This window comes from Escherichia sp. WS1451 (assembly GCF_046487365.1).
Taxonomy (GTDB): domain Bacteria; phylum Pseudomonadota; class Gammaproteobacteria; order Enterobacterales; family Enterobacteriaceae; genus Escherichia; species Escherichia coli.
Genome location: NZ_JBJQJP010000002.1, coordinates 238,061 through 258,691 on the forward strand (window position 1 = coordinate 238,061; position 20,631 = coordinate 258,691).

Annotated in this window: 23 protein-coding genes; 13 read left to right on the forward strand and 10 right to left on the reverse strand. The window is 47.9% G+C overall.

Annotated features, from left to right (window positions below; genetic code table 11):
- Positions 1–293 precede the first annotated feature (293 nt).
- Positions 294–779: an ATP-independent periplasmic protein-refolding chaperone Spy gene (gene spy / locus ACJHX7_RS04015; protein WP_001228990.1), complete on the forward strand. Its 486-nt coding sequence runs from the start codon at positions 294–296 to the stop codon at positions 777–779.
- 202 nt (positions 780–981) lie between these two features.
- On the forward strand, positions 982–1,557 hold the full coding sequence (ves, locus tag ACJHX7_RS04020) for an environmental stress-induced protein Ves (RefSeq protein ID WP_000455601.1): 576 nt from the start codon (positions 982–984) through the stop codon (positions 1,555–1,557).
- On the opposite strand, the gene cho is transcribed toward ves, so the two are convergent.
- Both cho and nadE read right to left on the reverse strand, forming a co-directional pair.
- Positions 1,517–2,404: an excinuclease Cho gene (gene cho / locus ACJHX7_RS04025; protein ID WP_001563456.1), complete on the reverse strand. Its 888-nt coding sequence runs from the start codon at positions 2,402–2,404 to the stop codon at positions 1,517–1,519. The two genes, ves and cho, sit on opposite strands and share 41 nt — an antisense overlap.
- Before the next feature lie 229 nt (positions 2,405–2,633).
- Positions 2,634–3,461: an ammonia-dependent NAD(+) synthetase gene (gene nadE / locus ACJHX7_RS04030; protein ID WP_000175037.1), complete on the reverse strand. Its 828-nt coding sequence runs from the start codon at positions 3,459–3,461 to the stop codon at positions 2,634–2,636.
- Positions 3,462–3,662: 201 nt separating this feature from the next.
- On the opposite strand from nadE, the gene osmE reads away from it, so the two are divergent.
- From osmE to chbG, 7 genes are all read left to right on the forward strand, one after another.
- On the forward strand, positions 3,663–4,001 hold the full coding sequence (osmE, locus tag ACJHX7_RS04035; RefSeq protein WP_001039044.1) for an osmotically-inducible lipoprotein OsmE: 339 nt from the start codon (positions 3,663–3,665) through the stop codon (positions 3,999–4,001).
- Between the two features lie 298 nt (positions 4,002–4,299).
- The gene (gene chbB, locus ACJHX7_RS04040) at positions 4,300–4,620 is read left to right on the forward strand and encodes a PTS N,N'-diacetylchitobiose transporter subunit IIB (protein WP_000412169.1); all 321 of its coding nucleotides are present in this window, start codon (positions 4,300–4,302) and stop codon (positions 4,618–4,620) included.
- An 84-nt stretch (positions 4,621–4,704) separates the two neighbouring features.
- Positions 4,705–6,063 carry a PTS N,N'-diacetylchitobiose transporter subunit IIC gene (gene chbC / locus ACJHX7_RS04045; protein WP_000073041.1) on the forward strand — a complete coding sequence of 453 codons (1,359 nt, stop codon included), beginning with the start codon at positions 4,705–4,707 and terminating at the stop codon, positions 6,061–6,063.
- A 50-nt stretch (positions 6,064–6,113) separates the two neighbouring features.
- Positions 6,114–6,464, forward strand: a complete 351-nt coding sequence (gene chbA, locus ACJHX7_RS04050) for a PTS N,N'-diacetylchitobiose transporter subunit IIA (protein ID WP_000968919.1) — start codon at positions 6,114–6,116, stop codon at positions 6,462–6,464.
- A 7-nt stretch (positions 6,465–6,471) separates the two neighbouring features.
- The gene (gene chbR / locus ACJHX7_RS04055) at positions 6,472–7,314 is read left to right on the forward strand and encodes a transcriptional regulator ChbR (RefSeq protein ID WP_000983576.1); all 843 of its coding nucleotides are present in this window, start codon (positions 6,472–6,474) and stop codon (positions 7,312–7,314) included.
- Positions 7,315–7,418: 104 nt separating this feature from the next.
- On the forward strand, positions 7,419–8,771 hold the full coding sequence (celF, locus tag ACJHX7_RS04060) for a 6-phospho-beta-glucosidase (RefSeq protein ID WP_000078718.1): 1,353 nt from the start codon (positions 7,419–7,421) through the stop codon (positions 8,769–8,771).
- A gap of 12 nt (positions 8,772–8,783) precedes the next feature.
- A complete protein-coding gene (chbG, locus tag ACJHX7_RS04065) occupies positions 8,784–9,533 on the forward strand; it encodes a chitin disaccharide deacetylase (RefSeq protein WP_094029635.1) in 750 nt (249 codons plus the stop codon).
- A gap of 46 nt (positions 9,534–9,579) precedes the next feature.
- On the opposite strand, the gene katE is transcribed toward chbG, so the two are convergent.
- Positions 9,580–11,841, reverse strand: coding sequence for a catalase HPII (gene katE, locus ACJHX7_RS04070; protein WP_094029636.1), 2,262 nt, complete (start codon positions 11,839–11,841; stop codon positions 9,580–9,582).
- 182 nt (positions 11,842–12,023) lie between these two features.
- Here katE and cedA point away from each other — a divergent pair, with 182 nt between their 5' ends.
- The gene (cedA, locus tag ACJHX7_RS04075; RefSeq protein WP_001241566.1) at positions 12,024–12,287 is read left to right on the forward strand and encodes a cell division activator CedA; all 264 of its coding nucleotides are present in this window, start codon (positions 12,024–12,026) and stop codon (positions 12,285–12,287) included.
- Between the two features lie 288 nt (positions 12,288–12,575).
- Positions 12,576–13,379 (forward strand): protein YdjO, encoded by an 804-nt coding sequence (ydjO, locus tag ACJHX7_RS04080; RefSeq protein ID WP_032171366.1) that lies wholly within the window; start codon positions 12,576–12,578, stop codon positions 13,377–13,379.
- A gap of 3 nt (positions 13,380–13,382) precedes the next feature.
- Here ydjO and tcyP read toward each other — a convergent pair whose 3' ends face one another.
- From tcyP to hxpB, 3 genes are all read right to left on the reverse strand, one after another.
- Positions 13,383–14,774 (reverse strand): cystine/sulfocysteine:cation symporter, encoded by a 1,392-nt coding sequence (tcyP, locus tag ACJHX7_RS04085; protein ID WP_001010711.1) that lies wholly within the window; start codon positions 14,772–14,774, stop codon positions 13,383–13,385.
- A gap of 132 nt (positions 14,775–14,906) precedes the next feature.
- Positions 14,907–15,497, reverse strand: coding sequence for a metal-dependent hydrolase (locus ACJHX7_RS04090; RefSeq protein ID WP_001295408.1), 591 nt, complete (start codon positions 15,495–15,497; stop codon positions 14,907–14,909).
- A gap of 162 nt (positions 15,498–15,659) precedes the next feature.
- Positions 15,660–16,328, reverse strand: coding sequence for a hexitol phosphatase HxpB (gene hxpB, locus ACJHX7_RS04095; protein WP_000106834.1), 669 nt, complete (start codon positions 16,326–16,328; stop codon positions 15,660–15,662).
- A 146-nt stretch (positions 16,329–16,474) separates the two neighbouring features.
- Between hxpB and ACJHX7_RS04100 the strand changes: the two genes are divergently transcribed.
- Positions 16,475–17,011, forward strand: coding sequence for a YniB family protein (locus ACJHX7_RS04100; protein ID WP_000222172.1), 537 nt, complete (start codon positions 16,475–16,477; stop codon positions 17,009–17,011).
- A 40-nt stretch (positions 17,012–17,051) separates the two neighbouring features.
- Here the strand turns inward: ACJHX7_RS04100 and ACJHX7_RS04105 are convergent, their stop codons facing one another.
- The 3 genes from ACJHX7_RS04105 to pfkB form a co-directional block, all read right to left on the reverse strand.
- Positions 17,052–17,912, reverse strand: a complete 861-nt coding sequence (locus ACJHX7_RS04105) for a fructosamine kinase family protein (protein WP_000267670.1) — start codon at positions 17,910–17,912, stop codon at positions 17,052–17,054.
- Positions 17,913–18,017: 105 nt separating this feature from the next.
- Complete coding sequence (gene ghoS / locus ACJHX7_RS04110; protein ID WP_000146149.1) at positions 18,018–18,308, reverse strand: type V toxin-antitoxin system endoribonuclease antitoxin GhoS; 291 nt, start codon at positions 18,306–18,308, stop codon at positions 18,018–18,020.
- A gap of 100 nt (positions 18,309–18,408) precedes the next feature.
- Positions 18,409–19,338: a 6-phosphofructokinase II gene (pfkB, locus tag ACJHX7_RS04115; RefSeq protein WP_000251740.1), complete on the reverse strand. Its 930-nt coding sequence runs from the start codon at positions 19,336–19,338 to the stop codon at positions 18,409–18,411.
- 286 nt (positions 19,339–19,624) lie between these two features.
- On the opposite strand from pfkB, the gene ACJHX7_RS04120 reads away from it, so the two are divergent.
- Entirely contained in the window at positions 19,625–20,383 is a 759-nt protein-coding gene (locus ACJHX7_RS04120; RefSeq protein ID WP_000771396.1) for a YdiY family protein, read from the forward strand.
- A gap of 52 nt (positions 20,384–20,435) precedes the next feature.
- Here the strand turns inward: ACJHX7_RS04120 and yniD are convergent, their stop codons facing one another.
- Complete coding sequence (gene yniD, locus ACJHX7_RS04125) at positions 20,436–20,543, reverse strand: small membrane protein YniD (RefSeq protein ID WP_001142445.1); 108 nt, start codon at positions 20,541–20,543, stop codon at positions 20,436–20,438.
- Between the last annotated feature and the right edge of the window lie 88 nt (positions 20,544–20,631).

Sequence of the window (20,631 nt, forward strand, 5' to 3'; positions counted from 1 at the left end):
TACTTTCTTATAAATTAATACAGATTAATCCTGGTTATTTGCTTTATTTATCACCAGTCATCCGGTATAGTTCTTCATAATCTCTGCAAAATCATCGTGTTGTAATATTCTCTCATTACTCTCCATCAAATTTTCTTTTTTTCTCCATAATTGGCGAAAAAGTGTTTTTTACACTTTCATTGTTTTACCGTTGCTCTGATTAATTGACGCTAAAGTCAGTAAAGTTAATCTCGTCAACACGGCACGCTACTTAAGAAAGCCGTAATAAATAACTGAAAGGAAGGATATAGAATATGCGTAAATTAACTGCACTATTTGTTGCCTCTACCCTGGCTCTTGGCGCGGCTAACCTGGCCCATGCCGCAGACACCACTACCTCAGCACCGGCTGACGCGAAGCCGATGATGCACCACAAAGGCAAATTCGGTCCGCATCAGGACATGATGTTCAAAGACCTGAACCTGACCGACGCGCAGAAACAGCAGATCCGCGAAATCATGAAAGGCCAGCGTGACCAGATGAAACGTCCGCCGCTGGAAGAACGCCGCGCAATGCATGACATCATTGCCAGCGATACCTTCGATAAAGCAAAAGCTGAAGCGCAGATCGCAAAAATGGAAGAACAGCGCAAAGCTAACATGCTGGCGCACATGGAAACCCAGAACAAGATTTACAACATCCTGACGCCGGAACAGAAAAAGCAATTTAATGCTAATTTTGAGAAGCGTCTGACAGAACGTCCAGCGGCAAAAGGTAAAATGCCTGCAACTGCTGAATAATCTTTCAGCCAAAAAACTTAAGACCGCCGGTCTTGTCCACTACCTTGCAGTAATGCGGTGGACAGGATCGGCGGTTTTCTTTTTTGTTCTCAAACAGATGCAAAAAAAGCCTGATTGCCACTAACGTAAATCACCCGAGTTGCCGATAACCATCCACGGTTACCTGAACGATAACAATGAAAAGAACGGGCCGGGAGCGGGTATGGAATACTTTGATATGCGTAAAATGTCGGTGAATCTGTGGCGAAATGCTGCCGGTGAAACGCGCGAAATTTGCACTTTCCCACCGGCAAAACGTGATTTTTACTGGCGTGCCAGCATTGCATCCATCGCGGCGAATGGGGAGTTTTCTTTGTTTCCAGGTATGGAAAGGATAGTGACGTTGCTGGAAGGCGGCGAGATGTTCCTTGAAAGCGCAGACCGCTTTAACCATACCTTAAAACCGTTACAGCCTTTTGCCTTTGCGGCGGACCAGGTGGTTAAAGCGAAACTGACGGCAGGGCAGATGTCGATGGATTTCAACATCATGACACGCCTGGATGTCTGTAAGGCGAAAGTCAGAATTGCCGAACGTACGTTTACTACCTTTGGCTCACGCGGCGGGGTGGTGTTTGTCATTAACGGGGCGTGGCAACTGGGCGATAAACTGCTCACTACCGACCAGGGCGCGTGCTGGTTCGATGGCAGGCACACCCTGCGGCTTTTACAACCGCAAGGTAAACTGTTGTTCAGTGAAATCAACTGGCTCGCTGGTCATTCGCCGGATCAAGTTCAGTAATTTCATAGTTACCGGAAAGCAGCGGCTTACAAAGAATTTTATAACCGTCGTGATCAAACCCGGCGGGTGTCCGAATTAACATTGTCGCTTCTTCCAGCGAATTAACCGCCCCCAGCCACAGCCAGTTTTGAATAATATGATATTGAGTCATTTCCGGGTGCTGTTCTTTCAGCGCCACCGCACCTTTCCACGGCCAACAAACTACTCGTAAACGTTCCAGAGACTGGCGCAAACGTAGCGCATGATCGTCATGGCTCTCTTTACCGCAGCATGCTCCGGCGCAACGTTTTAGCGCTGAACGAAAACATGCACGACCGCGACTTAACGGCTCCAGTCCCAACAGACCATAACAAAGTTTTTGTTCATCAGCGATGGTCTGCAATGCTTGCAAAGCTGCGCGCCTATTGGCAAACAGGCCAAACAGGTTGGGGGCTCGTGAAAAATCCACCTCTTTGGCATACACCACATCGACGCGCTTTTCATTTAATTGCAGGGCACAGAGCTGGCGATTGCGGCGCAAGCGTTTATTAAACAGCGGCTGCTGCTCTTTGATTAATCGCGCTTCAAGGAGTAGAGCGCCGATTTCACCGGCGGTACATATCCAGCTGATGCGTCGGGATTGCCGTAGCATGGCGGCTTCATCCGGGGTACGTAAATGAGAAAGGACGCGGCTGCGAATGTTAATGCTTTTGCCGATATAGAGCGGCATGGTGTCACTTTCGCCATGAAACAGATACACCCCTGGTCGGGTGGGTAAGTCATTAAGGAATGAACGTAAATGTTCGGGATATTCATAAATTGCCGCAGCTTCAAATTCGAGCCGCGGAGAAGTTAAACGCCGTACCACTGTTGACTCCGAATGCTGGTTATCTATCCAGTGTAACAGGCGGGGAGCGATTAAAAAAGAGGCGGGTTGATGACAAAGGTTACACCGTCAGACGTGCTACGCCTGTCAGGCCTATTCGACTCATGCAATATATTGAATTTGCATAGTTTTGTGGGGCGAATAAGGCGTTCACGCCGCATCCGGCGTGAACAAAGTACTCTTTTTCGCACAAACCAATATGTGCAAATTATTACTTCTTCCAGAAATCATCGAAAACGGTAATTGGCGGACGGCGTTTATGTTCAGTTTTCAGATACCAGTTCTCTATTGTTCTGGCGACCTGTTCAGGTACGTTTTTCCCTTCCAGATAGTCGTCGATATTGTCATAGGTCACGCCGAGTGCCACTTCATCTGGTAGAGAAGGGCGATCATCTTCCAGATCGGCCGTTGGCGCTTTCTTATAAAGGTGTTCCGGGCAACCTAATGCCGCCAGTAACTGTTTACCCTGACGTTTGTTAAGACGATACAGTGGATTAATGTCCGTACCGCCGTCACCATATTTAGTGAAGAATCCGGTAATGGCTTCTGCTGCATGATCGGTGCCCACCACGACACCGCTGGTCATACCCGCAATGCTATATTGTGCTTTCATCCGCTCACGCGCTTTTTCATTGCCACGGACAAAATCGCTCAGTTCAATGCCTGCTTCCCGCAATGCCTGCTCGCTGGCCAATACCGCGCCCTTGATATTAACGGTTAATACGCGATCCGGTTGAATAAAGGCAATGGCATCCTGGCAATCTTGTTCGTCGGCCTGAACACCATAGGGCAGGCGTACGGCAATAAATTGCAGTGATTCGTTGCCGGTTTCCTGGCGCAGCTCATTAATCGCCATCTGGCACAGCTTACCGGCAAGCGTGGAATCCTGACCGCCGCTGATCCCGAGCACCAGTGATTTAATGAACGGATAAGTTTGCAGGTAGCTTTTCAGAAAATCGACACTACGACGAATTTCCTCTTCAGCATTAATCTGCGGTTTTGCGCCCAGCGCCTTTATTATTTGTTGTTGCAATGTCATTGAACCCCTCCAGACAGAAAAGACAAAACTTCCTTAAAGCTAACCCGTTGCTACTGAAACGACAAGCGACAGCGGGCTGAATGGTGGTTAAAACGTCATACAGGAATCCTCTGAAAGCGGAGCCGTTTCGTTCACGGGCTTGAAAAAGCGCCCAATGTATTCCAGGCTTATCTAACACGCTGATAAACAAGAGGACGGAATATGAACAAGAATATGGCAGGAATTCTGAGTGCAGCGGCGGTATTAACCATGCTGGCGGGTTGTACGGCTTATGATCGTACCAAAGACCAGTTTGTACAGCCTGTGGTGAAAGACGTCAAAAAAGGCATGAGCCGGGCGCAGGTTGCACAAATTGCGGGTAAACCTTCGTCTGAAGTGAGCATGATCCATGCTCGTGGTACTTGCCAGACCTACATCCTGGGTCAACGTGATGGTAAAGCAGAAACCTACTTTGTCGCGTTAGATGATACCGGACATGTCATCAACTCCGGTTATCAGACCTGTGCTGAATACGACACTGATCCACAGGCTGCGAAGTAATCACTTCGCCTGAAAGCTTGAGTTACAACGGAAACCGGCCATTGCGCCGGTTTTTTTTGGCCTGAGTTCTTAATTATCTTCGCGAATTATTTGCCCGAAATGTGAAGAGGGTCATAACCGCAGGTCAAGGAGAGACAATTTATAAGGTCAAAGAAATACTATTGCTCAGGTCTATACCGTATACTCCTTTCAGCCACAAAAAAAGTCATGTTGGTTTCGCAAGTTACCCAGAGCATGGAAGCAGGTTAAGGCTTGCGGAGTGTCTGGCTGACAGATAATCGTCGATGAGGGCAGTTTTATGGAAAAGAAACACATTTATCTGTTTTGTTCTGCGGGCATGTCTACCTCTTTACTGGTATCAAAAATGCGCGCACAGGCAGAAAAATATGAAGTTCCGGTCATTATTGAAGCATTTCCGGAAACACTGGCTGGTGAAAAAGGTCAGAATGCCGATGTCGTGTTATTAGGGCCGCAGATTGCTTATATGTTGCCCGAAATCCAGCGTTTGTTACCCAACAAACCGGTTGAAGTAATTGACTCGCTGCTTTATGGCAAAGTCGATGGTTTAGGCGTGCTTAAGGCTGCGGTTGCAGCGATTAAAAAAGCCGCAGCAAATTAATTTATTTTAAATTTTCCCGTCAAAGAGTTATTTCATAAATCAATACCGCAATATTTAAATTGCGGTTTTTAAGGGTATTTTTCTATGAGTAATGTTATTGCATCGCTTGAAAAGGTACTCCTCCCTTTTGCAGTTAAAATAGGAAAGCAGCCACACGTTAATGCAATCAAAAATGGCTTTATTCGCTTAATGCCGTTAACCCTTGCGGGGGCCATGTTTGTATTAATTAACAACGTTTTTCTAAGCTTTGGGGAGGGGTCGTTTTTTTATTCCTTAGGTATTCGCCTGGATGCCTCAACCATTGAAACACTTAATGGTCTGAAAGGTATTGGCGGCAACGTATATAACGGAACATTAGGGATAATGTCTTTAATGGCACCGTTCTTTATTGGCATGGCGCTGGCAGAAGAGCGTAAAGTCGATGCGCTGGCGGCCGGGTTGTTATCCGTTGCAGCATTTATGACCGTCACCCCATATAGTGTCGGTGAGGCCTATGCGGTTGGCGCAAACTGGTTAGGTGGGGCGAATATCATCTCCGGGATTATTATTGGCCTGGTGGTGGCAGAAATGTTTACCTTTATTGTCCGCCGCAATTGGGTCATTAAATTGCCCGATAGCGTACCTGCTTCAGTATCGCGTTCCTTCTCGGCTTTAATTCCCGGCTTTATTATTCTTTCCGTGATGGGGATTATTGCCTGGGCGTTGAATACCTGGGGCACCAACTTCCATCAGATCATCATGGATACCATCTCAACCCCACTGGCATCGTTGGGTAGCGTGGTGGGCTGGGCCTATGTGATCTTTGTTCCACTGCTCTGGTTCTTCGGTATTCATGGTGCGCTGGCGCTGACCGCACTGGACAACGGCATTATGACGCCGTGGGCGCTGGAAAATATCGCGACCTATCAGCAATATGGTTCCGTCGAAGCGGCGCTGGCAGCCGGTAAGACCTTCCATATCTGGGCCAAGCCGATGCTGGACTCCTTTATTTTCCTTGGGGGCAGTGGTGCGACTTTAGGTCTTATCCTGGCTATCTTTATCGCCTCTCGCCGTGCTGATTATCGTCAGGTGGCAAAACTGGCGCTGCCGTCCGGCATCTTCCAGATTAACGAACCGATTCTGTTTGGTCTGCCAATTATCATGAACCCGGTGATGTTTATCCCGTTTGTACTGGTACAACCGATTCTGGCGGCAATCACCCTGGCAGCGTACTACATGGGCATTATTCCTCCGGTGACCAATATTGCACCGTGGACCATGCCAACCGGTCTGGGAGCCTTCTTTAACACCAACGGTAGCGTCGCCGCATTGCTGGTTGCACTCTTCAACCTTGGTATCGCAACGTTAATTTATCTGCCCTTTGTTGTGGTGGCTAACAAAGCACAAAACGCGATTGATAAAGAAGAGAGCGAAGAAGATATCGCTAACGCCCTGAAATTTTAATCGATGCCGGTACGGGTAATCGTGCCGGTAAGAAAAGAGAGGAACGATGTATGATGGATCTCGATAACATTCCCGATACGCAAACAGAAGCTGAAGAGCTGGAAGAAGTGGTGATGGGGCTTATCATCAACTCCGGACAAGCGCGCAGCCTGGCGTATGCGGCACTGAAACAGGCGAAGCAGGGCGATTTTGCCGCAGCAAAAGCCATGATGGATCAGTCACGGATGGCATTGAATGAAGCGCATCTGGTACAGACGAAACTGATTGAAGGCGATGCGGGCGAAGGTAAGATGAAAGTGAGTCTGGTGCTGGTCCACGCTCAGGATCATTTAATGACGTCCATGCTTGCGCGTGAACTGATTACTGAATTAATTGAGCTTCATGAAAAACTGAAGGCATAAGGAGTCGATGATGCAGCCAATGATTAACGCGCCGGAAATTGCCACTGCCCGAGAACAGCAGTTGTTTAATGGCAAAAACTTCCATGTGTTTATCTACAACAAAACTGAGAGTATCAGCGGACTGCATCAGCACGACTATTATGAATTTACTCTGGTATTGACCGGGCGTTATTTCCAGGAGATTAACGGTAAGCGCGTGTTACTGGAACGGGGCGATTTTGTTTTTATTCCGTTAGGTTCGCACCATCAAAGTTTTTATGAGTTTGGTGCCACGCGCATATTGAACGTTGGGATCAGTAAACGCTTTTTTGAGCAGCATTACCTGCCGTTGTTGCCTTATTGCTTTGTAGCTTCGCAGGTATACCGGACCAATAACGCTTTTCTCACCTATGTGGAAACAGTGATTTCTTCATTGAATTTCCGCGAAACAGGGCTGGAAGAGTTTGTTGAGATGGTTACTTTTTATGTCATTAACCGTTTACGTCATTACCGCGAAGAACAGGTGATTGATGATGTACCGCAGTGGCTGAAAAGTACGGTAGAAAAGATGCATGATAAAGAGCAGTTTAGTGAATCGGCACTGGAGAATATGGTGACGTTGTCAGCCAAATCACAGGAATATTTGACGCGAGCGACTCAACGATATTATGGCAAAACGCCAATGCAGATTATTAATGAAATCCGTATTAATTTTGCCAAAAAACAACTGGAAATGACCAACTATTCAGTGACGGATATTGCGTTTGAGGCCGGTTATAGTAGCCCGAGTTTGTTTATTAAAACGTTTAAGAAATTAACGTCCTTTACGCCTAAGAGCTATCGTAAGAAATTGACTGAATTTAATCAGTAAGTCGTTATACCTGACAATTCACATATCTGTCCTGTTGCTGGATTATTTATGTCCGGGGGGGCAGATATGCCAGATATCAGTATTCTGTACTGAAGGGAGAAATTATGAGCCAGAAATTAAAAGTCGTCACTATTGGTGGCGGGAGCAGCTATACCCCGGAGTTACTGGAAGGATTTATTAAGCGTTATCACGAATTGCCGGTCAGCGAATTATGGCTGGTGGATGTCGAAGATGGTAAAGAGAAACTGGATATTATTTTTGATCTCTGCCAACGGATGATTGATAACGCTGGCGTCCCGATGAAGCTTTATAAAACGCTGGATCGCCGCGAAGCATTGAAAGATGCTGATTTCGTTACTACCCAACTGCGCGTAGGCCAATTACCGGCGCGCGAACTGGATGAACGTATTCCATTAAGTCATGGTTATCTTGGTCAGGAAACTAACGGCGCGGGCGGTCTGTTTAAAGGTCTGCGTACCATTCCGGTGATTTTTGACATCGTAAAAGATGTCGAAGAACTATGTCCGAATGCATGGGTGATTAACTTCACTAACCCGGCTGGAATGGTCACTGAAGCCGTTTATCGTCATACCGGATTTAAACGCTTTATCGGCGTGTGTAATATTCCGATCGGCATGAAGATGTTTATTCGCGATGTTCTGATGCTGAAAGACTGCGATGATTTATCTATCGATCTGTTCGGCCTCAACCATATGGTGTTCATTAAGGATGTGCTGGTAAATGGCAAATCACGCTTTGCCGAATTGCTTGATGGTGTGGCATCCGGGCAGTTAAAAGCATCTGGCGTTAAAAATATTTTCGATCTGCCATTTAGCGAAGGCTTAATTCGTTCTCTGAATCTGTTGCCGTGTTCTTATTTGCTTTATTACTTCAAGCAAAAAGAGATGCTGGCTATTGAAATGGGCGAATACTACAAAGGCGGCGCACGAGCGCAGGTAGTACAGAAAGTCGAGAAACAACTTTTTGAGCTGTATAAAAACCCGGAGTTGAAAGTTAAGCCGAAAGAACTGGAACAGCGCGGTGGGGCTTATTACTCTGATGCTGCATGCGAAGTGATCAACGCTATCTACAACGACAAGCAAGCTGAACATTACGTTAATATCCCGCATCATGGGCATATTGATAATATTCCGGCAGACTGGGCGGTAGAAATGACCTGTACGCTGGGGCGCGATGGCGCGACGCCACATCCGCGCATTACGCATTTCGATGATAAAGTGATGGGGCTGATTCACACCATTAAAGGCTTCGAGATTGCTGCCAGCAACGCCGCACTTAGCGGAGAATTTAACGATGTGTTACTGGCCCTAAACCTTAGTCCGTTGGTGCATTCCGATCGCGATGCTGAGCTGCTGGCACGCGAGATGATTCTGGCGCACGAGAAATGGCTGCCAAATTTTGCCGACTGCATCGCAGAGCTTAAAAAAGCACATTAACCGAGGCTGATTATGGAACGCTTACTGATTGTTAATGCCGATGATTTTGGCTTAAGCAAAGGTCAGAACTACGGCATTATCGAGGCCTGTCGCAATGGGATTGTCACGTCGACGACGGCGCTGGTGAATGGGCAGGCTATTGACCATGCGGTGCAGTTGAGCCGTGATGAACCGAGTCTGGCCATAGGGATGCACTTTGTCCTTACTATGGGCAAGCCTCTGACAGCTATGCCGGGGTTAACCCGCGATGGTGTGCTGGGAAAATGGATCTGGCAGTTGGCAGAAGAAGATGCTTTACCGCTGGAAGAAATTACTCAGGAGCTCGCCAGTCAGTATTTGCGTTTCATTGAGCTATTTGGACGCAAACCTACGCATCTTGATAGCCATCATCATGTGCATATGTTCCCGCAGATTTTCCCGATTGTGGCAAAGTTTGCGGCTGAAGAGGGGATTGCGTTGCGGGCGGATCGTCAGATGGTGTTTGATTTGCCGGTCAACCTGCGCACTACCCAGGGATTCAGCAGTGCATTCTACGGTGAAGAGATCAGTGAGTCGCTGTTCCTGCAAGTGCTTGATGACTCCAGTCATCGCGGCGAGCGCTCTCTGGAAGTGATGTGCCACCCGGCGTTTATCGATAATACGATTCGCCAGAGTGCTTATTGCTTCCCTCGGTTAACGGAACTGGATGTGCTGACTTCAGCGTCGTTGAAATATGCGATTGCTGAGCGTGGTTATCGGTTGGGTAGTTATCTTGATGTGTAAGTAAGGTGGTAAGGTCACTCCCCAGGGGGCGTGACCTTATCCATATTTACGCCGGGATTTTGTCAATCTTAGGAATGCGTGACCACACGCGGTGTGCTGCCATCAGCGTTAACAGTTCATCCATAAAACTACCGTCGGCGCTGTCAGCTTCCACAATCCCTTCTTCACCCTTGTCAGCGACCTTGATTGTTGCTTTAAACTTGCGCGCGTCTCCCGCCAGCGCAATCGGTTTAAGGTGTTTGTAGGCTTCCATCAGGTAGTAGTTGGCATCGCCGTTGTCAGCGATATCCGCGATATTGCCGCAAGGGACAATGACCGCATCGACCGTCAGCGAAGGTGCACCGGCAAAGGTAGCGGCTATAGGCAACACCGTACCGTCATCCGCAGTCACTTCACCCATTCGGGAGTAGAGCAGTTTGGCATGAACGCCTTTGGCCTTCAGCGCCTTGAGAATGGTCAGAAGGTCTGCCGATCTCACTTCATCATTAAGTAAAATCGCTACCACGCGACCTTTCACATCACCGTCAGGAATGGCGTACAAACTTAAGGATGGATCCTTTTTCAGACCGTTGACGTCCGGAGGCAGGGTGATATTCAACTGGTCGTCAGTCAGTTCGATACCGAGATTTTTCGCCACCGCCTGGGCCAGAGTGAGATCAATATGTGCCAGCTGGTCAACAACGCGCTCACGAATATACGGACGAACTACTTTGCTTAACTCAAAACTGAAACCATCGACAATATGGCGCTGCTCGAATGGCGTCTGACTTAGCCAGAACAGACGCGGATGGGAATAATATTCGCCAAACGATGGGCTGCGCTCGCGAACTTTATTGCCTTCCACGCGCTCCTGGTATGATTCAAAACCGCCGCGTTTCGGCCCCGGCGGTGTTTCGCGCGGCCAGTTATCGTTGATCGAGTTCGGTTCATAATTCGCCGGGTTAGTGTCGATCCCCATACGATGCATGCCGTCACGCTGGAAATTATGGTAAGGGCAGGTCGGGCGGTTAATCGGAATCTCATGGAAATTTGGTCCGCCAAGACGACTGATTTGTGTATCGGTATAAGAGAACAAACGCCCCTGCAACAGCGGATCGTTGGTGAAGTCCAGACCAGGAACAATATGACCTGGATGGAATGCTGCTTGTTCGTTTTCGGCAAAGAAGTTATCCGGATTGCGATTGAGCACCATTTTGCCGACACGCTGAACGGGCACCAGTTCTTCCGGGATAAGTTTAGTTGGATCAAGAAGGTCGAAGTCGAACTTAAATTCATCTTCCTCAGGAATCAACTGGAAGCCCAGTTCGTATTCCGGAAAATCGCCGGCTTCAATCGCTTCCCACAACTCGCGGCGGTGGAAGTCCGGGTCACGTCCGGTTAGTTTTTGTGCTTCATCCCAAACGAGTGAGGCTTTACCTGCCAGTGGTTTCCAGTGGAAACGTACGAACGTTGCCTTCCCTTCGGCATTAATCAGGCGGAAGGTGTGAATACCGAAGCCTTCCATGGTGCGGTAACTGCGCGGGATACCGCGATCCGACATCGCCCACATCACGTTGTGCAGAGTTTCAGGTTGCAGAGAAACATAATCCCAGAAAGTATCGTGGGCGCTTTGCCCTTGTGGAATTGCCCAGTGTGGTTCTGGTTTTACCGCATGCACAAAATCAGGGAATTTATGCGCATCCTGGATAAAGAAGATTGGCGTGTTATTGCCAACAAGGTCAAAAATACCCTCTTCGGTATAGAACTTGGTGGCAAAGCCACGGATATCACGCACGGTATCGGCAGAGCCAGCACCACCCTGAACGGTAGAGAAACGTACAAATACTGGGGTGATTTTGTTCGGATCTGAGAGGAAATCCGCTTTGGTAATATCGCTTAAGCTTTTATATGGCTGGAAATAACCGTGAGCGGCTGATCCGCGTGCATGAACAATACGTTCCGGGATGCGCTCATGGTCAAAGTGGGTGATTTTCTCGCGCAGAATAAAATCTTCCAGCAGCGTTGGACCACGGTTACCGGCACGCAGTGAGTTTTGATCGTCGGCGATGCGCACGCCCTGATTAGTGGTCAGCGCATAATTTTCACTGCCTTTGCGTACGTCTTCCAGAGAATTAAGTTTTTCGTTACGCGTATCAGGGGCTTTCAGGCTCCCAGGGGCGGTAGGTTGTGCACCTGGCGGTGTTGGTTCAGTCGCTGGACGATGAGATCCGTCCTCAGGTGCCAGTGAGTCCATCCCCGGTTTCGCTTCGCTGGAATCGTGTAGTGGTGACTGGTGCTGATGTGGGTTCTTTTCGTTATGTTGCGACATTGAACTCGTCTCCTTAAATTATTACTGAAAGGGCCGCTGTTTTGGTCAAAAAACCCTCTAACTATAGACCACCAGTCAGATCCCGCTTCGGAGACTATTCTGGAAACGGTGTTATGAAATACACGCAAAGCAGGACGTACAGGGGCTAAATCGGCTAAACTACAGTTTTTCTGATTTTTAATATGCGTTTAGTGAAGCCAGTAATGAAGAAACCGCTCCGTCAGCAAAACCGCCAGATTATTAGCTATGTCCCACGCACGGAACCCGCGCCGCCAGAACATGCGATAAAGATGGATTCGTTTCGTGATGTCTGGATGCTGCGTGGCAAATATGTTGCGTTTGTACTGATGGGGGAGTCATTTATGCGCTCACCGGCGTTTACTGTGCCTGAATCCGCCCAGCGTTGGGCAAATCAGATCCGCCAGGAAGGGGAAGTGACTGAGTAAAGATTACGTACCTCCCGGTTTTGTCGGGAGTTACATGGCCTGAAATTTTGTATTTCATTGCTACATTCATTCAAACCACCTGTAACAAAAAGCTGCCTTTGACGATCTATTGCTATAAATAAGTGAACTTTTTTCTTTAATTGTTTATTTATTTTAAAATGGTTAAGTTTTGCTAATCATGATGAGCTATTTTTGATAGTTCATCCTGTGGCGTCGCTCTTAAACTTATATTGTAAATGACTTAGATTTAAATGAGATAATAATTTTGTTAACAATATGAGGCGGGAGATGCTTTCTACAAACTTAATACAGAGTAATTATGGTGATTTAAATATTAAAAGCCTGGCTTTCGACTCTTTTAAAGAAAGGCTGCAGTCTACTATGACAGCACTCACTTTCTTTATATCAACGGGTCAATGTGACTGCGATGAAATAGCAGAATCAAACTTTAATTATATGATTGCCTATATGTCTAACATTAACTATGATGCCTCAAAGCCAGGAGCGCCAGCACTTAGTTTTGATACATATCTGCAGGACAATGTTAAATATAGAGTAATAATTAATAATCTTTATGGTAGTGAAATTCGGATAAGAGGTATAAATAAAGATTTTATTGGAATGGATGTCACTTCTGTATTTCGCCCAGAAAAAATGACCAATTTGATTAATATAAAAAACAGGTTGGTTATTCACTATTTAAGGACTATATACTATGAACAAAATTATATACATCCTGTCGGGAGCATTTTTGCTGCGATTCAAAAAAATGAGAGTCTCCTAAAGTTTCCTTCGATAATATCAATGCTTAATATCAGTCTTCTTTTTAATCCACTAAATCTTCCGGGAATGGGAAATGGTGTGCTTGAAGATATTATGAGTATTTCAGATAGTTCACTTAGAAAACGTCTCGGGTATGAGGTTTTAAGCTTTTCGCTACAGGCACATTCATTGAGTCAGGAATGTATCGATAAGTTAGCCATTTTTTTCGCTGACGATCTGTTTAAATATGAGTCAGTATGCATCGCCGCGATGGAACATTTAAAAAGTAAGGCAACGGCTCCTATACAAAACGGACCGTTGCCAGCATAAGAATTAACGGTGTGCCAGTTCGGCGTCGTCTTCGCTATCCAGAATGGCTTTATCGGTTTGCTTCAGCCACTGGCTGGTCAGCGTGCCAGCGGTCATCGAGCCACTAACGTTTAGCGCCGTACGCCCCATGTCGATAAGCGGTTCAACGGAGATTAACAATGCCACCAGCGTTACAGGCAGGCCCATCGCAGGCAGCACAATCAGTGCGGCGAAAGTTGCACCACCACCGACACCGGCAACGCCTGCGGAACTAACGGTAACAATACCGACCAGCGTCGCAATCCACATCGGGTCCATCGGGTTAATGCCAACCGTAGGTGCAACCATCACCGCCAGCATCGCCGGATACAAACCGGCACAGCCGTTCTGACCAATGGTTGCACCGAAAGAGGCGGCGAAACTGGCGATGGATTCAGGAACGCCCAGACGACGCGTTTGTGCTTCCACATTCAGTGGGATAGACGCAGCACTGGAACGGCTGGTAAAGGCAAACGTCAGAACTGGCCATACCTTACGGAAGTATTTCAGCGGGCTCACGCCATTAATGCCCAGCAGAATGCCATGCACTGCAAACATAATCAGCAGACCGAGGTAGGACGCGACAACGAAACTTCCCAGTTTGATGATGTCTTGCAGGTTAGAACCTGCAACCACTTTGGTCATCAGCGCCAGAACGCCGTAAGGGGTCAGCTGCATGACCAGGCGAACCAGTTTCATCACCCAGCTTTGCAGGGTATCGATAGCGGTTAAGACGCGTTCACCTTTCGGCGCATCATCCTTCAGCAGCTTCAGCGCAGCTACGCCGAGGAATGCGGCAAAAATTACCACGCTGATAATTGACGTCGGATTGGCTCCGGTCAAATCGGCAAACGGGTTTTTCGGGATAAAGGACAAGACCAGCTGCGGAACGCTCAGGTCAGAGACTTTACCAACATAGTTACTTTCGATGGCGTTCAAACGTGCAGTTTCTGCACCACCCTGAACCAGACCTTCAGCCGTCAAACCAAACAGGTTGGTGACCAGCACACCGACCAGCGCCGCAATCAGCGTGGTAAACAAAAGCGTTCCGATGGTCAGAAAACTGATTTTGCCTAACTGAGATGCGTTATGCAGACGGGCAACCGCGCTCAGAATAGAGGCGAAGACTAACGGCATAACGATCATTTGCAGCAGTTGAACATAGCCGTTACCAACAATGTTAAACCACTGTACAGAATCTTTAAGTACCTGGCTGTCAGAACCATAAATGGTATGCAGGGCGAGGCCAAAAACCACACCCATCACCAGACCCACCAGCACTTTTTTCGCCAGACTCCACTGTTTATGGCGGGTCTGAGCCAGCGCAAACAGCAGTACAACGAACACCACGATGTTCGCAATTAATGGAAAGTTCATCCCCGTTCTCCTGATCTTATTATTTCTATCACTGCGTAGCAGTCATAGTGTTGGCGCAAGATTAACAGAACTGTGAGCTGGCTCTTATATTCAAATGGAATTGCTTATTCCAGAAAGGTGATTTTTGCCTTTTTAGTATTCAACCTGATGCTTAATAAGCCGATGAAACTGGATCTGCAAGGTATTGATCATTTGCGATGACCAACGGACAGCGCTGTTTTCGGGTAATGAATGGGGCATCCATACCGACCAGACAAATAATGCCATGCAGATAAAACGTTCCAGTTGGTTGCCCTTTTGGGGAACCAGGATAGGCAAGCGGAAACGCCAGCGGCATGGCCAGAGCAGGGGAACACCGGCGGGGGTCAGCATATCGGCAAGTATGTGGCTCAAATAACCCAGCACCATTCCTTGTAGCGCATCAGCCGGAATGAACCAGCTTTCAGGAACCTTAAGGTAAAAGGTTGCCAGCAGCGCAAATACCGCCAGCAGACTGTGGGTAAAACCACGATGCCCAAAAGCGCGGGCGATCGGTTTTGATATCCACTTTAATCGCTGCCCAAGAAACGACTTTGGGTGATCGATGTCCGGTAACAAACACGTCAGGATTGCGGAAGGGACAATATGCCACCAGTCACCCTGTGCCAGCACGGGCGTCAGCTCGGCATTTTTGGCAAATACCGCACAAGCAATAGAAAAGAGAAGGTGACCTTCCGCCGTCATGATAAAACTCACTAAACTGTCGATACGTACAGTATAGGATTTTTATACAGTGCGCGGAAGTGGTGACGGTGTAACTCTTTCTCTTAAATTGACGATTAATCCGTCAGTTGAATGCAAATTCAGATAAAGAACCAGGAGCAGTGTGATCACTGCCCCTGGTCATTAACCGAGAAGGTCTTTTGCGGTGAGTTCTGTCAGCGATGAGAGTTTGACGTTTGCTAATACAAAACGTGGATCATTTTGCGCTTCTGGCGCAGGAACGACGATGGAACGCATGCGGGCTGCTTTAGAAGCGATCATGCCATTTACCGAGTCTTCCAGCGCCACGCAGGTCAGTGGGTCAACGCCCAGTTTTGCTGCGCAGTCGAGATATACTTGCGGATGCGGCTTGCTGTAAGGCAATTTTTCAGCCGAGGCGAGGGCATCGAAACTGTCGCGTAAGTCAAACATGGTCAACACTTTTTCCAGCATATGTAGTGGTGACGCGGAGGCCAGTCCCACCAATAAACCTTGTTCTTTGCATAACGCAACGGCTTCACGCACGCCTGGCAATAATGGGCGTGTCTCTTCAACCAGTGAAATGGCACGGGCAATAACCCGTTCTACTACTTCCTGACGGCTTGGCCCATTCCAGGGTTGCCGGGCGTACCAAAGATCGACCACCATATCGATGCGTAAACCTAAAGTGTCCGGCAGCTCGTTACGACGGGAGATATCCACCCCCAGGCTTGCCATCACATCCAGTTCAGCTCGATCCCATAAAGGTTCTGAGTCGATAAGTAATCCATCCATATCAAAAATTGCAGCAAGAATCTGACGCGGGGTTGACATTACAACCTCTCCTTTAGAGCATTATGTGTAAGGTATTAAGCCGTGCTTATGATTAAGCGCCTATCATATCGCCTTTAAAGAATGGGCGAAAACAGATATCTACAGGTAAACTAAGTGAAACGACGCGTCTTAATCAAGGAGAACTCATGACGTATCAACAAGCTGGACGCATTGCTGTTTTGAAAAGGATTTTGGGTTGGGTGATTTTTATACCTGCATTGATCTCTACATTGATTTCTTTGCTTAAATTTATGAATACCCGGCAGGAAAACCAGGAAGGCATTAATGCGGTCATGCTCGACTTTACTCATGTCATGATCGATATGATGCAGGCGAATACGCCTTTTTTGAATCTGTTCTGGTATAACTCCCCGACGCCCAATTTTAATGGTGGCGTGAACGTTATGTTCTGGGTGATTTTCATCCTGATTTTTGTCGGACTGGCGTTGCAGGATTCCGGTGCCCGGATGAGTCGCCAGGCGCGCTTCTTGCGGGAAGGTGTTGAAGATCAACTCATTCTGGAAAAAGCCAAAGGGGAAGAGGGGCTAACGCGTGAACAAATTGAGTCACGTATTGTTGTGCCGCACCATACTATTTTCCTGCAGTTTTTCTCGCTGTATATCCTGCCGGTTATTTGTATTGCTGCAGGTTATGTGTTCTTTTCTCTGCTGGGGTTTATTTAATCAAAAGGCCGCACGGAGCGGCCATTATCCTCACCCCATATTATGCTGCTAATAATCTATCCAGTGACTGCTGAGCAATAACCAAATGCTGACCGCCAAATAACCTTGCACGATTTAACAGCGTGTAGAGTTGGTAAACCGGTTGACGTTCAAGGAAATCGGCAGGTAGCGGGGATACTGACTGATAGCCGTCATAGATTTGTGGCGGCTGTTCAGTATGCAGCGGTAACATCGCCAGGTCGCACTCTCGGTCACCCCAGTAGCAGGCCGGGTCGAAAATGTACGGGCCATCCGGACCCAGCGCACAGTTGCCGGACCATAAATCGCCGTGCAACAGAGAAGGCTGCGGTTGATGCGAGGCCAGACGCTGCTGAATATGCTCGACGATGGCATCGATATTGCCGAAAGCGATCCCTTTTTCTGCCGCCAGTTCCAGCTGCCAGCCAATCCGTTGTTCAGCAAAAAACGTTGACCAGCGACGTTGCCAGGTGTTGGGCTGGGGAGTTGTGGAGAGCGCGTTATCGAAATCGAGGCCAAATTGCGGTTGGTCGCTCCATTGATGTAAACGCGCAATTTGCTGACCAAGAATAAATGCGCTATGCGCATCCAGCGGGCGAGGTGGGAGATAGTCCATCACCAGAAAACTGTAGTCACGGTCAGCGCCAACTGCCCAAACCTTAGGCACGGTGACGGTTTTACTACGCGACAGTAACTCCAGTTGGTCGGCTTCGGCGGTAAAACCGGGAAGCAGTTCCCTTTCATCACATTTGACGAAAAAGTCACGTCCTGCATAGCGCAAATGCCATGCGGCATGGACTTCTCCGCCAGGCAGTTCATTACGCAGTTCGATTTCGCCTTCACCTAACTGCTCGCTCAAAAGACGACTGATTGCCTGCCACATGATGTCTCTCCCATGTTGTCTGCCAGATCATAAGGTTAGCGCAAGAATGCGGTGTAAAAACACGAGCTAACGCACACCACAGACTGATTATTGCCCAAAAACCATTTATTTTCTGTTGCTATTCCATTCCTCCCAGGTCGTGATGGTGATTTCAGGATCTTTGCCGGTTGCACTTTGGGTAAGCCCCGAAACCAGTTCTCTAATTTCTTCTTCACTTTGGGTACTGATAAGTCCAAAAGTGTTAGTCCCCAGCTCATGGATATTTCCATCATCATCCGTCATGGTGAGCAAAAAACCGTCGCGAGTCAGGTAATTATTCAACTCGTTAATTTCAGTCAATGTATCTTCGTGCAACATGACGGTTATGACATAACGGACAAGATCGCCACTGGCCATAGTTCACCCCTTTGTTATCACATGACTTTTGAGCATAGTCGGAGAAACGCGTTGCCGACAGGTTGGTGGTGATTCCCCCAATGCAGGGGGAATGTTTCAGTTAGCGGGAAAGGTAAGCGTAAATTTTTTGTGTATCGTCATGGGAGCACAGGCGTGTTCCCTGATTGAGTGTGGCTGCACTCCCCGCAGCTACGCCAAAACGGACCATCTCTTCAAGAGAGGCATTTTCTGCCAGTTTCAGTGTCATCGCGCCGACCATGCTGTCACCAGCGCCAACGGTGCTCTGGCTTTTCACCGGTGGTGGCACAACCTGAATGCAGTTTTCACTATCAACGCCCAACGCCCCTTGTGGACCCAGGGAAACGACAACTCGTTTGGCCTTGCCGCTATTAACGATTTCCTGCGCGGCTTTGCGGACATCGTCTGGCTGGGTGAGTTCGCGATTCACCAGCGCACTGAGTTCTTTTTGGTTAGGCTTAACCAACTCGATATTACCAATCGCCAGTGCTGCACTTAACGCTTCGCCAGAACTGTCGACGATGCAGCGAATCCCTTGTTTTTGCGCAGCGGAAATCAGTTGGGTTAATTTTTCCAGCTTCACACCTGGCGGCAGGCTTCCGCTTATGACCAGGATAGCACCGGATTCAATTTCCAGAACTTGCTCTTCAAGCTGGCGAAACTCATCTTCACTTAATGCCGCGCCTGGCATGACAAAACGATACTGCTCACCGCTTGCTTCCACATGTACGTGTAAATTCTGCCGGGTCCAGTCTTTGGCTTCTACAGTAGCGACGGGGACATTTTCATCTGCCAACAGTGAAACCAGATGTTCGCCGGTCGCACCACCCGCCGGGAAGATCGCTGTGGCACTGCCTCCAAGATGGGCAATGGCGCGGGCGACGTTGATGCCGCCGCCTCCGGGTTCGAATACCGGTGCGGTACAGCGCAGCTTTCCTTCGGGATAAATTTGCGGGGTAATTGTTGCGCTATCGAGAGAGGGCGCAAGTGTCAACGTATAGATACGTACCATCATTTCCTCCTATAGGCTGATTTCAGTCTGGCACCGAATCAGCGGAAAGTGAAGAAATTAACAATATGATTTATTGGAGCTTTATTTAAAATTTTGCAGATAAATATATATAAATAAAAATCTGTTTTCTTCACATGCTTATTCAAAAAATGAAATAAGAATACATTGCTAAGTTATTCAAGCCTTTTTATAATTCGTTACCTTTCCAGGGACGCTAATCTTTGATCCTTAAGAAAGTTTCCGGGACCGCGATGGTCTCTTTTTTTGTTGTACGGACTCTTGATAAATGAAGCTTTTGAAGACAGTTCCTGCCATCGTTATGTTGGCGGGGGGCATGTTTGCGTCATTGAATGCAGCTGCCGATGATTCCGTTTTTACTGTCATGGACGATCCTGCCAGCGCTAAAAAACCTTTCGAAGGTAATCTGAACGCAGGATATCTTGCACAATCAGGCAATACGAAAAGCTCCTCACTTACGGCTGACACCACCATGACCTGGTATGGACAAACCACTGCCTGGTCGCTGTGGGGGAACGCCAGTAATACTTCTTCTAATGATGAGCGTTCTTCAGAAAAATATGCGGCGGGCGGGCGTAGCCGTTTTAATTTAACTGATTATGACTATTTATTTGGGCAGGCAAGCTGGCTGACAGACCGTTATAACGGCTATCGAGAGCGCGATGTGTTGACCGCGGGTTATGGTCGCCAGTTTTTGAATGGCCCGGTACACAGTTTCCGCTTTGAATTCGGTCCAGGTGTGCGTTACGACAAATATACCGACAATGCCAGTGAAACCCAGCCGCTGGGTTATGCCTCCGGGGCTTATGCATGGCAGTTGACTGACAACGCTAAATTTACGCAGGGTGTTTCCGTCTTTGGCGCGGAAGACACAACGCTGAACTCTGAAAGCGCATTAAATGTTGCTATTAATGAACATTTTGGACTGAAGGTGGCTTACAACGTCACATGGAACTCTGAACCTCCAGAGTCTGCACCGGAACATACCGATCGTCGGACAACCTTATCGCTGGGCTACAGCATGTAAAATTATCTGCCGGACCGTGTTATGCGGTCTGGCTGTCTTCGTTTGTCACTGCTCAGCCCCAAATCATTGCTGCCCAACGTAGCAACAACATAGCGCCACAGATTGCCAGTAGCACCACCACCATCTTCCAGTGTTTTTTATCAAAGCGTTTAGTCGGCATACCAGTGTCCTGCATATCTCTTGTGCGTGATAACGGAGTGTAACAAAAGGGACAGGCATCAAGGGATTTTTTGTTATTACAGCCGTCG